Annotated in this window: 9 protein-coding genes; 3 read left to right on the forward strand and 6 right to left on the reverse strand. The window is 74.6% G+C overall.

The window, feature by feature from the left end; translation table 11 throughout:
• Window positions 1-22: 22 nt before the first annotated feature.
• On the forward strand, window positions 23-1,837 hold the full coding sequence (locus GCE86_RS21370; protein WP_154228603.1) for an ABC transporter ATP-binding protein: 1,815 nt from the start codon (window positions 23-25) through the stop codon (window positions 1,835-1,837).
• 122 nt (window positions 1,838-1,959) lie between these two features.
• Entirely contained in the window at window positions 1,960-3,792 is a 1,833-nt protein-coding gene (locus tag GCE86_RS21375) for an ABC transporter ATP-binding protein (protein WP_204343128.1), read from the forward strand.
• Between the two features lie 113 nt (window positions 3,793-3,905).
• On the opposite strand, the gene GCE86_RS21380 is transcribed toward GCE86_RS21375, so the two are convergent.
• Window positions 3,906-5,501, reverse strand: coding sequence for a hypothetical protein (locus tag GCE86_RS21380; protein ID WP_154228605.1), 1,596 nt, complete (start codon window positions 5,499-5,501; stop codon window positions 3,906-3,908).
• Window positions 5,502-5,645: 144 nt separating this feature from the next.
• Between GCE86_RS21380 and valS the strand changes: the two genes are divergently transcribed.
• Complete coding sequence (valS, locus tag GCE86_RS21385) at window positions 5,646-8,210, forward strand: valine--tRNA ligase (RefSeq protein WP_154228606.1); 2,565 nt, start codon at window positions 5,646-5,648, stop codon at window positions 8,208-8,210.
• Window positions 8,211-8,279: 69 nt separating this feature from the next.
• On the opposite strand, the gene GCE86_RS21390 is transcribed toward valS, so the two are convergent.
• The 5 genes from GCE86_RS21390 to GCE86_RS21410 all read right to left on the reverse strand — a co-directional run bounded on the left by GCE86_RS21390 (window position 8,280) and on the right by GCE86_RS21410 (window position 12,405).
• Window positions 8,280-8,762, reverse strand: a complete 483-nt coding sequence (locus tag GCE86_RS21390) for a hypothetical protein (RefSeq protein WP_154228607.1) — start codon at window positions 8,760-8,762, stop codon at window positions 8,280-8,282.
• Between the two features lie 191 nt (window positions 8,763-8,953).
• The gene (locus GCE86_RS21395) at window positions 8,954-9,664 is read right to left on the reverse strand and encodes an ABC transporter permease (RefSeq protein ID WP_154228608.1); all 711 of its coding nucleotides are present in this window, start codon (window positions 9,662-9,664) and stop codon (window positions 8,954-8,956) included.
• A 2-nt stretch (window positions 9,665-9,666) separates the two neighbouring features.
• Window positions 9,667-10,620, reverse strand: coding sequence for an ABC transporter ATP-binding protein (locus tag GCE86_RS21400; protein WP_154228609.1), 954 nt, complete (start codon window positions 10,618-10,620; stop codon window positions 9,667-9,669).
• The gene (locus tag GCE86_RS21405; RefSeq protein ID WP_154228610.1) at window positions 10,617-11,498 is read right to left on the reverse strand and encodes an ABC transporter permease; all 882 of its coding nucleotides are present in this window, start codon (window positions 11,496-11,498) and stop codon (window positions 10,617-10,619) included. Before GCE86_RS21405 ends, GCE86_RS21400 begins: the two co-directional genes overlap by 4 nt.
• Window positions 11,491-12,405: an ABC transporter ATP-binding protein gene (locus tag GCE86_RS21410; RefSeq protein ID WP_154228611.1), complete on the reverse strand. Its 915-nt coding sequence runs from the start codon at window positions 12,403-12,405 to the stop codon at window positions 11,491-11,493. The genes GCE86_RS21405 and GCE86_RS21410 overlap by 8 nt, the downstream gene beginning before the upstream one ends.
• Window positions 12,406-12,536: the final 131 nt, after the last annotated feature.

Genomic DNA, 12,536 nt, shown 5'->3' on the forward strand with positions numbered 1-12,536 from the left:
CCCCTGCCGCTACCGTCGGGTAGTGCCTGCGCTGAGCGACGGCAACCCCGTGGCGCCCCCCGACGCCCGTCCCCACCCGCTGCGCAACCTCTGGCGACTGCGGCCCTACCTGCGCCCCTACGCGTCGGAGTTCGCCTGGCTGCTGCTCGCCGCCCTGGCCGCCACGGCGGCGAGCCTGGCCGTGCCCCTGGTCGTGCAGCGGGTGGTGGACGGGCCGGTGGCCCGGCACGACGTGGCCGGGCTGCTCCGGCTCGGCGCCCTCGCCCTGCTGCTCGGCCTGGCCGAGGCGGTGCTGATCTTCATCCGGCGGTGGACCCAGTCCTCCTCCTCGGTCGGCATGGAGGCGGCCATCCGGGCCGACATCTACGCCCACCTGCAACGCCTGCCGACCGACTTCCACGACCGGTGGCAGTCCGGTCAACTGCTGTCCCGGGTCACCAGCGACCTGTCGGTGCTCCGCCGGTTCCTCTCCTTCGGCCTGCTGTTCCTGGTGCTCAACCTGGTCACCTACGCGGCCGTCGTGGTGCTGCTGGTCCGGTTGCACCCCTGGCTCGGGCTGCTCGTGGCGGCCAGCGCCGTCCCGCTGTTCCTGATCAGCCGCCGGTTCGCCCGGCACTACCACGCGGCGTCCCGCCGGATGCAGGACCAGCAGGGCGACGTGGCCACGCTGGTCGAGGAGACCGCGCAGGGGCTGCGCACGATGCGGGCGTACGGGCGGGGGCCGGAACTGGCCGCCCGGTTCGCCACCGGCGCCCGCCGGCTGCACGACACCGGGATCCGCAAGGCCCGGCTGCTGGCCCGCAGCTCCGCCCTGTTCGACCTGGTGCCCAACCTGACCCTCGGGGTGGTGCTGGTGGCCGGCGCCGCCGCCGTCGCCCGCGGCGGGCTCACCATCGGCGCGCTGGTCGCCTTCGTCAGCCTCCAGCTCATGCTGATCTGGCCGGTGCAGTCGCTCGGCTGGATCATCGCCAACGGGCAGGAGGCGGCGACCGCCGCCGACCGGATCCAGGAGGTGCTGGACACCCCGCCCTCCATCGTCGACGCCCCGCACGCCCGCGCGCTGGACCGGGCCGAGGTGCGCGGCCGGCTCCGCTTCGAGCGGGTGAGCTTCCGCTACCCCGGCGGCCCGGCGCCGGTGCTGCGCGAGGTGGAGCTGACCGTGGAGCCGGGCGAGACGCTGGCCGTCGTCGGGGCGACCGGCTGCGGCAAGACCACCCTGCTGTCCCTGGTCCCCCGGCTGCACGAGGTGACCGGCGGCCGGGTCACGCTGGACGGGCACGACCTGCGCGACCTGCGGCTCGGGTCGCTGCGCCGGCTGGTCGGGGTGGCCTTCGAGGAGCCGACGCTGTTCTCCATGTCGGTCTGGGAGAACCTGACGCTGGGCCGGCCGGAGGCCGGCGAGGAGGAGGTCCGGGCCGCGCTCGCGCTGGCCCAGGCGGAATTCGCGTACGACCTGCCGTGGGGGCTGGCCACCCGCGTCGGCGAGCAGGGGCTCTCCCTCTCCGGCGGGCAGCGGCAGCGGCTGGCACTGGCCCGGGCGGTGCTCGGCCGGCCCGCCCTGCTCGTGCTCGACGACCCGCTCTCCGCGCTCGACGTGCACACCGAGGCGCTGGTCGAGGCGGCCCTGCGCCGGGTGCTGCGGGACACCACGGCCCTGCTCGTGGTGCACCGGCCGTCCACGGTGGCGCTGGCCGACCGGGTGGCGCTGCTCGACGGCGGCCGGATCGTCGCCGTGGGCACCCACTCTGAGCTGCTGGCCGGGGTCCCGGCCTACCGGGCGGTGCTGTCCGCCGAGCCGGAGCGGCGGACGGACGGCGCCGGCCTGGTGCGGTCGTGACCGGACCCGCGGTGCCGCCCCGGATCCCGCGGCAGCGCGGCGACCCCGCCCTCGACCGGTCGCGGCAGGGCGGCGACCCCGACCGCGGCCCGGCGCGGCAGCGCGGCGACCCCGGCCTCGACCTGGGGCGCTGGCGCGGGCGGGCCACCGATCCCGACGCCGACCGCAGCCGGGCCGAGGACTCGTCGCCGGAGGCGGTGGCCCGGCTCCGGCGTCGCAGCCGGGCCCTGCTCCGCGACCTGCTCCGCCCGCACCGGGCCCGGCTCGGGGTGGCCGTCTCCCTGCTGCTGGCCCAGAACGCCGCCGCGATGGCCGGTCCGTACCTCGTGATGCTCGGCATCGACCGGGGCATCGGCCCGCTGCGCGACGGCGACGCGGGCCCGCTGATCGCCGTCGCCGCCGCGTTCGTCGTCGCCACCGGCACCGAGTACGCGACCCGGCGCGCCTTCCTCTCCCTCGCCGCCCGGATCGGCCAGGCCGTCCTGCTCGACCTCCGCGAACGGGTGTACGGCCACTTCCTCCGCCTCGACGTCGGCTTCCACGAGCGCTACACGTCGGGCCGGATGGTGTCCCGGCTGACCAGCGACCTGGACTCCATCGCCGAGCTGGTCGACGGCGGGATCGACAAGCTGGTGATGGCCGCGCTGTCGGTGCTGTCGGTGGCGGGCATCCTGCTCTGGCTGGATCTGCCGCTGGCCGCGGTCACCCTGCTCGCCTTCCCGTTCCTGTTCTGGCTGTCCCGCTGGTTCGCCCGCGCGTCCGCCGGGGCGTACCGGCGGACCCGGGAGGCGGTGGCGCTGGTCATCGTGCACTTCGTCGAGTCGCTGCGGGGGATCCGGGCGGTGCAGGCCTACCGGCGGGAGCCCCGCAACCAGCGCATCTTCGCCGCCGTGAACGACGACTACCGGCGGGCCAGCCTGCGCGCGTTCCGGCTCATCGCGGTCTACTCGCCGGGCATCCGGCTGATCGGCAACCTGACCGCCGCGGCGGTGCTCGGCTATGGCGGCTGGCGGGTGCTGGGCGGGCGGACCGAGGTCGGGGTGCTCGCCGCGTTCCTGCTCTACCTGCGCCGGTTCTTCGAGCCGATGGAGGAGCTGAGCCAGTTCTACAACGCGCTGCAGTCGGCGACCGCCGCGTTGGAGAAGCTCGCCGGTGTGCTGGACGAGCGGCCCGCCGTGGCCGAGCCGGCACGGCCGGTGCCGCTGCCGGCCGGCCCGGGGCGGGGGGCCGTGGCCTTCCGCTCGGTCCACTTCGGCTACCGGCCCGAGGCCCCGATCCTGTCCGGCCTGGAGCTGACCGTGCCGGCCGGGCAGACGATCGCGCTGATCGGGCCCACCGGTGCCGGCAAATCCACCATCGCCAAGCTGCTGGCCCGGTTCCACGACCCGGCGTCCGGCACCGTGAGCCTCGACGGGGTGGACCTGCGGCACCTGGCCGACGCCGAGCTGCGCCGGGCCGTGGTGCTGGTCACCCAGGAGAACCACCTGTTCAGCGGCTCGATCGCGGAGAACATCCGGTTCGGCCGCCCCGACGCCGACGACGCGACCGTGGAGGCCGCCGCCCGCGCCATCGGCGCGCACGACTTCATCACCGCGCTCCCCGACGGGTACGCCACGGACGTGCACCGGCGCGGCGGCCGGCTGTCCGCGGGGCAGCGGCAGCTCGTCGCGTTCGCCCGGGCGTTCCTGGCCGACCCGCGGGTGCTGATCCTCGACGAGGCCACCTCGTCGCTGGACGTGCCCACCGAGCGCCTCGTGCAGCGGGCGCTGCACAGCGTCCTGCGGGACCGCACCGCGCTGGTGATCGCGCACCGCCTCTCCACCGTGGAGATCGCCGACCGGGTGCTGGTCCTCGACGGCGGCCGCATCGTGGAGGACGGCTCGCCGGTCGAGCTGGCCGCCGCCGGCGGCCGGTACGCCGCCCTGCACCGCCAGTGGCGCGACTCCCTGATCTGACGCCACCTTCGCGCACCCCCCCTCGAGATCTTGGCGAGTTGCCGTTCCCCTCGAACGACAACTCGCCAAGATCGCGCTGCTCGCCGCAGGTTCGGCGACAGGTCCGGCTCGCGTCAGGGGGCGTCGGGTTCTTCCCGCTCCGCCTGCCCGGCGGACGCCGAGGGCGGGGCGGCCGGTGTCGAGAGCTGGGCGGTGGTCAGGGCGGCCTCGGCGCGCAGGTCGCGGCGGATGCGGTCGACCGCCCGGCCGAAGCCGAAGAGCAGCACCAGGACCAGCGCGGCCACCCCGACGAGGACCGGGATGGTCAATGGCGGCTCGCCACCCCGGCCGTTCGCCCAGCCGCTCAGCAACGGCGGGGCCAACGCCAGGGCGGAGAGCACCAACGCGGCCATCCCGAGCGCCAGCACCCCGGCCACCCGCCCCGACTCCTCCACGCCACCGTCGGCCACGCCCCCGCCCGGCACGCCACCAGCCGGCGCGGTGGCGGCCGGGGCGGTCGTGTCGGAGGTGGTGGCGGTGAGCGTCAGGCCGAAGCCCACGGCCAGGCCGAGCCCGATCGCCGAGAGCAGCGGCGACACCTGCCCCGTGGCCGGCAGCTCGGCGCGGACCACCGGCGCGGCGAGCGGCATCGCCAGCGCGGCCAGCAGCAGGCCGGCCGCGTCCCAGGGCAGCAGGCCCGACCTGAAGCGGGCCAGCGCCGCGCCGCCGGCGACCGCCGTCAGGCCGGCCAGCACGACCGGGTAGGCCTGTGCCCGGTCGCCGGCGAAGGCGAGCTGGAGCCCGACGAGCAGGAGCGGCCCCGCGGCGAAGCCGAGCACCACCCAGCGGGCGGCCACGGCCCGACCGGCCCGGTACGCGTAGCCGAGCAGGACCAGCGCGGCCACGATGGCGACGGCGACCGGCGAGAAGTAGGCGAAGGACCCCACGAACTGCTCCCGGCGCGGCCCGACCAGGCCGTCCCGGCTGAGCCGGAACACGTCGACCACCCACCAGCGGATCACCAGCCCGCCGAGGGTGAGCAGCGCCGCCACGGCGGCCGCCACCAGTGGGCCGATCCGGGGCCGGCCGGAGCGTGCGGCCGGGCCGGGCCGGTCGAGGTGGGCGAGCACGGCGGCCACGACCACGATCAGCAGGGTCACCCCGACCTGGAGCGGCCAGGCGCGCCCGCCGTCCGGGTAACCCACCACCCCCGCCCCCAAGCGGAGCAGGTCCTCGACGGCGGAGTGCAGCACCAGTCCGGCGGCCAGCCCGGCGGCGAGCGGCCAGCGCAGCGATCGGGTGGGCCGGGACAGCGCCAGCAGCGCCCCGCCCAGCACCAGCCCCGCCGCGAGGGCACTGGCCAGCACGGTCAGCACCTGCCCGGTGGTGGGCGACTGGCGGGGCACCAGCCCGGCGCCGTGGTCGAGGGCCAGCTCGCCGACCAGGTAGTCGAGCGCCAGTCCGGCCGCGGTGACGGGCCAGCCGGGCAGCCGGCCGAACGCGGCGACGCCGGCCGGCACGACGGCGAGCAGCGCGCCGCCCGCCAGCGCGACGAGCGTGACGGTGAACTCCGACGGCCCGAACGGGAAACCCTGGGCCAGGTCGGCGAAGCCGGTCTGCCGGGCCACCGCGAGCCCGCGAGCCCCGAAGAAGGCCCCGACGGCGACCGCCGCGAGGGCGCCGGCCACTGTGGACCGGATCCCCGAGGGTGTGGGTGCGGTGTCGTCCATGGCGATGCCTCCCCCGCGTCCGTGGACGGGGCAGATGCTGTCACACGCCGCGACGGCGCGCTGCCCCTCCGGACGGGGGTGCCGGATACCGCCACGAGGCCGAAAGTCGTGGAGCGGCGCGCGCCGGCTGCCTACGATCGGCTGATGACCGACACGGCGAGGACGGCCCGCGCCGGCGTCCCCGAGCGTCCGACCCTGGACGGCATCGAGGAGACCTGGGCGCGCCGCTGGCAGGAGGACGGGACGTACGCGTTCGACCGCTCGAAGGAGCGATCGGACGTCTACGCGATCGACACCCCGCCGCCGACCGTATCGGGCGAGCTGCACATGGGGCACGTCTTCTCCTACACGCACACCGACACGGTGGCCCGCTTCCAGCGGATGCGCGGCCGCACGGTCTTCTACCCGATGGGCTGGGACGACAACGGCCTGCCCACCGAGCGACGGGTGCAGAACGTCTACGGGGTGCGCCCCGACCCGGCGCTGCCCTACGACCCGGGCTGGCAGCCGCCGGCCGCGCCGGTGAGCGAGGCCGCCCGGAAGGACCCGGTGGCGATCTCCCGGCGCAACTTCATCGAGCTGTGCGAGGTGCTCACCGCGGAGGACGAGAAGGTCTTCGAGGCGCTGTGGCGGCGGCTCGGGCTGTCGGTGGACTGGTCGCTCACCTACACGACGATCGGGCGGGTGGCCCGGGCGACCAGCCAGCGCGCGTTCCTGCGCAACCTGGCCCGGGGCGAGGCCTACCAGGCCGAGGCGCCGACCCTCTGGGACGTCGGCTTCGCCACCGCGGTGGCCCAGGCCGAGCTGGAGGACCGGGAGCGCCCGGGCGCCTACCACCGACTGCGCTTCCACGCCCCCGGCGGGCGCGAGGTGCTGATCGACACCACCCGGCCGGAGCTGCTGCCGGCGTGCGTGGCGCTGGTCTGCCACCCCGGCGACGACCGCTACGCGGAGCTGGTGGGCACCTCGGTGCGCACCCCGGTCTTCGGCGTCGAGGTGCCGGTGCACGCGCATCCGCTTGCGGACCCGGCCAAGGGCACCGGCATCGCGATGGTCTGCACCTTCGGCGACCTGGCCGACGTGACCTGGTGGCGGGAGCTACGGCTGGACACCCGGGTGGTGATCGGCCGGGACGGCCGGCTGCTGCCGGAGGCGCCGGCCGGCGTGCCCGCCGGGCCCTACGCGGCGCTGGCGGGGCAGACCGTGAACGGCGCCCGCCGCACGATCGTCGAGTTGCTGGCCGACGCGGGCGACCTGGTGGGCGAGCCCCGCCCGATCACCCACCCGGTGAAGTTCTACGAGCGCGGCGACCGGCCACTGGAGATCGTCTCCACCCGGCAGTGGTACCTGCGCAACGGTGGCCGCGACCTCGACCTGCGCGAGGAGCTGCTGGCCCGCGGGCGGGAGCTGCGCTGGGTGCCGGAGCACATGCGGCACCGCTACGAGCACTGGGTGGGTGGCCTCACCGGTGACTGGCTGGTCAGCCGGCAACGCTTCTTCGGGGTGCCGGTGCCGGTGTGGTACCGGCTCGACGACGCTGGCGAGCCGGACTGGTCCCAGCCTCTCACACCGGATGAGCCGATGCTCCCGGTCGACCCGTCGAGCGACGCGCCGCCGGGCTACGAGGAGGCACAGCGCGGGATGCCGGGCGGGTTCGTCGGCGACCCGGACGTGCTGGACACCTGGGCCACCTCGTCGCTGACGCCGCAGATCGTCGGCGGCTGGGAGACGGACGAGGACCTGTTCCGGCGGGTCTTCCCCATGGACCTGCGCCCGCAGGGGCAGGAGATCATCCGCACCTGGCTCTTCGCCTCGGTGGTGCGGGCGCACCAGGAGCAGGGTGTGCTGCCCTGGCGGGACGCCGTGCTCTCCGGCTGGATCCTCGACCCCGACCGGAAGAAGATGTCCAAGTCCAAGGGCAACGTGGTCACCCCGATGGGCCTGCTGGAGCAGCACGGTTCGGACGCGGTCCGCTACTGGGCCGCCAACGGCAAGCCCGGCATGGACCTGGCCTTCGACCCGGCGCAGATCAAGGTTGGCCGGCGGCTCGCCACGAAGCTGCTCAACGCCTCGAAGTTCGCCCTCGGGCTGGGCGCGGCGGACGCCCTTCGCGCCCCGGTGACCGCGCCGTTGGACACCGCCATGCTGGCCGAACTGTCCGGCGTGGTCGCCACGGCGACCACCGCCTTCGACGCGTACGACCACACGGCCGCGCTCATCGCCACGGAGGCGTTCTTCTGGCGCTTCTGCGACGACTACATCGAGCTGGTGAAGGAGCGCGCCTACGGCACCGGGCCGGGTGCCGACTCGGCCCGGGCGGCGCTGGCCACCGCGCTCTCGGTGCAGTTGCGGCTCTTCGCCCCGGTGCTGCCCTTCGTCACCGAGGAGGTCTGGTCCTGGTGGCGCTACGGCTCGGTGCACCGTGCGCCCTGGCCCACCACCTACGAGGTGGGCCGGGCGGTGCAGGCGCCGGGTGACCCGGAGCTGCTGCGGCTGGCCGCGGACGCGCTGGGCCAGGTGCGCCGGGCCAAGTCGGAGCGGAAGCTGTCGATGAAGGCCGAGGTGCCGCTGGCCGAGGCGCTCGGGCCGGCCGCCCTGCTCGACCGGCTCACCCTGGTGGCCGACGACGTCCGGGCGGCGGGCCGGATCGCCAAGCTCGACCTGCTCCCCGATCGCACGACCGAGCTGGTCATCGCCTGCGCCTTCTGAGCCCCCGCAGGCTCGGTCCCCCGGGAACGGAGTGGCTCTGGGTCACTCCGTTCCCGACGGGCGGCCGGCTCAGGTGGCCGAACAGGCCGTCTCGAGCTGCTTCACGGCGTCGGTGAGCGGGGCCTTGCTCGGCGCCTTCTTCGGAGCGGTCGCCCACGTGTCGGCCAGGTCCGACATCGCGGTCGCGACCCCCTTCACGGCGTCGTTGACCGTGTCGCTCGTGGTGAAGGCGTTCACGTAGAGCGAGGCGGCACCGGCGGAGTACTGGGCGCTGACCGCGGAGTGCCCGGCCGGCGGCCCGATCTTCTCCGCCGAGGCGACCTTCTTCAGCGCGGCCTTGATGTCCTTGTCGGCGGCCGTGCAGGCGGCCTTCGTGGCGGCGTCCATGGCCGGCGTGGCCGGCGCGGTGGCGCTCGGCGGGGCGGCCGGCGCCGTGGTGGTCGCCGCGTCGCTGCCGCCGGACGCCGCCGGCTTGTCGCCGTCGTCGCAGCCGGCCATGACGAGCGTCGCCACGGCGGCCGGAACCAGCAGTGCGAGCCGAGTTGAGCGCATTCGTTTCTCCCCGTTGGTGTCGTGCTTCGGCCCGCCGGAAGCTACCAGACCTGAGGGTCGTCCCGGTGCCGGATTCGGGCGGCCCCGGCAGGCTGCGGTCCACTGAGGACGCGGGGTGCCCGCTGACACGTGCGGGGCCCGCTCGGCGCACCTGGTGTCGGCGGCGCCGAGCGGGCCCGTTCCCGCCTGGGTCAGCTGGTCTCGCCGGCCACGCTGAACGAACGGAGGCGGTCCACGGCGAGCGCCGTGAAACCGACCGCGATCAGCGCGCTCATCACCGAGGCGACCGGCACGGACACGTTCGTGGCGAGCAGGTCAGTCGGTGCGATCCGGTCGGCGAGGGCGATCACGTACTGCTGGATCGAGAGCACCTTCGTGCCGCTCACGAAGTTGCCGAGCAGCCCCTCCCAGATCAGCACGTAGACGAGGCCGAGCAGCACCGGCCGCCGGGTGAGCAGGCTGAGCGCCACGAAGAAGGCGCAGTAGGCCAGCGACCCGATCGACGCGGCGACGGCGAGCCCCAGGCCGAGGCGTACCGAATGGGCGAGCACGCCCGCGACGTAGAGCGGCACGGCGACGGTGACCGCCGTGACGGCGGCGGCCACGGCCAGCTTCGGCAGGATGATCTGCCAGCGCGGCAGCGGCTTGGTGAGGATGTGCACCACCGTGCCGTCGTCGATCTCCGCGCCGAGCACACCGGTGCCGACGATCAGCGCGACCACCGGCAGCACGACGGCCAGGCCGAGCCCGACCAGCACGGCGGGCCCCCACTCGCCCGGGTCGACGCCGAGCGAGCGGGAGAGGATCGCCAGCGTCAGCAGCAGGACGGGCAGCGGGAGGAGCAGCAGGAAGCGGCGCCGGCCGAACAGGCCACGCGCGGTGATCCAGGAAACGGTCGACATGCTCAGCTCCCCACCAGGTAGGAGAAGACGCTCTCCAGCGATTCGTCCTCGGGCGTCAGCGACCGGACCCGGACGCTGCGGGCCAGCGCGATCTTCGGCAGCGCGCGGGTGAAGGCGCCGTAGTCGCCGGCGCGCACGGTCAGCCCGTCCCGGCCCAGTTCCACCCCGGTCACCGACTGCTCGGCCATCAACGCGACCGCGAGGGCCCGGTCGTCGGTGGAGCTGACCCGGAAGACGTGCGGCCGGTTGGTCATGAGCCGGCGGATGGTGCGGTAGTCGCCGGAGGCGGCCAGCCGGCCGGCGACCATCACCTGCACGGTGCCGGAGACCTGCTCGACCTCCTCCAGGATGTGCGAGCTGAACAGGATGGTCCGGCCCGCGTCACCGAGGCGGTGCAGCAGGGCCATCATGTGCAGCCGCTGCCGCGGGTCCATGCCGTTGAACGGCTCGTCGAGCAGCAGGGCCTGGGGGTCGTGCACCAGGGCGGCGGCCACGCGGGTGCGCTGCCGCATGCCCTTGGAGTAGGTGCCGATCTTCCGGTCCTGCGCGGGCTCCATCTCGACCAGCGCGATGGCCCGGCGGGCCGCGGCCTCCGGGTCGGGCAGCCGGTGCAGCTTGGCGCTGGCCAGCACGAACTCGTACGCGCTGAGGAAGGTGTGCACCGCCTCCCGCTCGCTGACCAGGCCGAGCCGCCGGTAGACGTCGGGGTTGCGCCAGGTCGGCGTGCCGTCGAGGGTGACCGCGCCGCGGGACGGGGCCAGGAAACCGGCCATCATGTGCAGCAGGGTGGTCTTGCCCGCGCCGTTCGGGCCGAGCAGGCCGGTCACCCCGGGACCGAGCCGCATGGTGACGTCGTTGACCGCCACCACGTTGCCGTACCAGCGGGAGACGCCGGCCAGGTCGAGGGTGGAGGCGGGGGTCGCCGGGGCCGCCGGCTCCGCGCTGATCGTGGTCATCGGGCGGCCACCTTCCGGTATCGCAGCAGCAGCAGGGTGACGCAGCCGGCGACCAGCAGCACGGCGACGGCCACGTAGACCGGCCCGAAGCCGCCGATCTGCGTTTCGGGATCTCCGCCGGGGACGAGCAGGTCGCCGAGGGTGTACTGGCCGACGGCATGGATCAGGGCGGTGGGCGAGCCGAGCATGGCCAGCTCGTTGACCGTGCGGGACGGCATGATCGAGAGGATGCCGACGATCGGGGCGGTCATCAGGAACACGGCCACGATGCCGCCGGCCGCGAACGCCCGCTTGCCGGTGAGCGAGGCGATCAGCAGCCCGACCGAGGCGAAGACCACCGCCCACAGGGCGGCGTAGAGCAGACCGGGCAGCAGGTCGAGCAGCTCGTCCCAGACCCCGCCCATCCCGTCCTTGGTGGTGAACGCGGCGCCCAGGAACATCACCAGCTGCGGCGCGCCGAGCAGCAGCCAGAGCGCGGTGACCAGCGACCCGAGCTTGGCCAGGGCGTAGTCGCCGCGCGGCAGCGGGCGGGAGAAGTAGAGCGGCAGCACGCCGCTGTGCAGGTCGCGGGAGACCAGCTCCGGCCCGACCACCGCGACGAAGAAGATGACCAGCCAGCTCATCGCGTCGGCGAACTGGGCGTACGTCATGACGACCGTGCCGGTCTGGGTGCGTACCGCGGTCAGCCCGGCGGCGACGATCAGCACGATGCCGACCACCAGCCAGGGGAAGATCTTCGCCTTGGCGGACCGGCCGAGACCGAAGGCGGTGCGTACGCCGTGCAGGTAGAGCGCGCCGAAGACGTGCCGGCGGCCGAGCCGCGGGCCGGTGTAGCGCTGGTAGCCGATGTCGTGGATGACGCCGGTCGGCTCAGACATGGCTGGGCTCCCTCGTGGCGAAGAGTTCGGCCACCCGGTGCCGGCGCTGGTCGAGCCGGTGCAGCGGCAGGTCCAGCTCGGCGACCGCGCCGATGATCAGGTCGTAGGTGGCGTCGTCGGCGAGCGGGACGAGCAGCAGCCGCCCCTCCCGGGACACCGGCAGGTCGAGCGCGGCGAGCCGGGCGGCGAGTTCGTCCGTGCCCTCGCTCACCTCGACCGCGAGCACGTCGGTGGCGGAGGTCATCGCGGAGATGCGGTCGGCGCGCAGCAGCCGCCCGCCGTCGATGGCGACCAGGGTGTCGCAGATCCGCTCGACCTCGCCGAGCAGGTGCGAGCAGACGACGACCGAGATGCCGAACTCGGTGCCGATCCGGTGGATCAGGCTGAGCATGGCGTCCCGGCCGGCCGGGTCGAGACCGTTGGTCGGCTCGTCGAGCAGCAGCAGGTCGGGGTCGTGCACCAGGGCCTGGGCGAGCTTCACCCGCTGCTTCATGCCGGTGGAGTAGCCACCGACGGCCCGGTGCCGCTCCTCGTGCAGGCCGACGTGGCGCAGCGCCTCGGAGGCCCGCTCCCGGGCGACCGTGCGGGGCAGACCGCTGATCCGGCCGAGGTGGGTGACCATCTCGGCGGCGGAGAGGTCGGGCGGGAGGGCGTCGTGCTCGGGCATGTAGCCGACCCGGGCGCGGACGGCCGCGGGGTCGGTGGTCGGGTCGAGGCCGAGCACGGAGACCCGACCGCTGGTCGGGGCGAGCAGGCCCAGCAGGATCTTGATCAGGGTGGACTTGCCGGCGCCGTTCGCGCCCACCAGCCCGATGATCCCCGGCTCGACCGACACGGTGAGGTCGGCCAGCGCGGTGACCCGGCCTCCGTACGTCTTGGTCAGCGACTCGGTCGCGAGCAGTGTCACGCGGCAAGCGTAGGTAGCGCGCGCCCCTCCGGGTATCGGGAAACGCTCGGGGTTGCCCCTGATTCCGCCCCGACGGTGGCCGACCGGCCGGTCCGGGCCGGTCCGTCCGGCCGGCGGAGCGCCGAGGACGG

The sequence above is a fragment of the Micromonospora terminaliae genome (genome assembly GCF_009671205.1).
Taxonomy (GTDB): Bacteria; Actinomycetota; Actinomycetes; order Mycobacteriales; family Micromonosporaceae; genus Micromonospora; species Micromonospora terminaliae.

Excerpts from the sequence above, each read along its gene's own strand:
- GCE86_RS21390 (WP_154228607.1), bottom strand. The coding sequence starts at position 8,762 with ATGCGCTCAACTCGGCTCGCACTGCTGGTTCCGGCCGCCGTGGCGACG.
- valS (WP_154228606.1), top strand. The coding sequence starts at position 5,646 with ATGACCGACACGGCGAGGACGGCCCGCGCCGGCGTCCCCGAGCGTCCG.
- GCE86_RS21395 (WP_154228608.1), bottom strand. The coding sequence starts at position 9,664 with ATGTCGACCGTTTCCTGGATCACCGCGCGTGGCCTGTTCGGCCGGCGC.
- GCE86_RS21405 (WP_154228610.1), bottom strand. The coding sequence starts at position 11,498 with ATGTCTGAGCCGACCGGCGTCATCCACGACATCGGCTACCAGCGCTAC.
- GCE86_RS21400 (WP_154228609.1), bottom strand. The coding sequence starts at position 10,620 with ATGACCACGATCAGCGCGGAGCCGGCGGCCCCGGCGACCCCCGCCTCC.
- GCE86_RS21380 (WP_154228605.1), bottom strand. The coding sequence starts at position 5,501 with ATGGACGACACCGCACCCACACCCTCGGGGATCCGGTCCACAGTGGCC.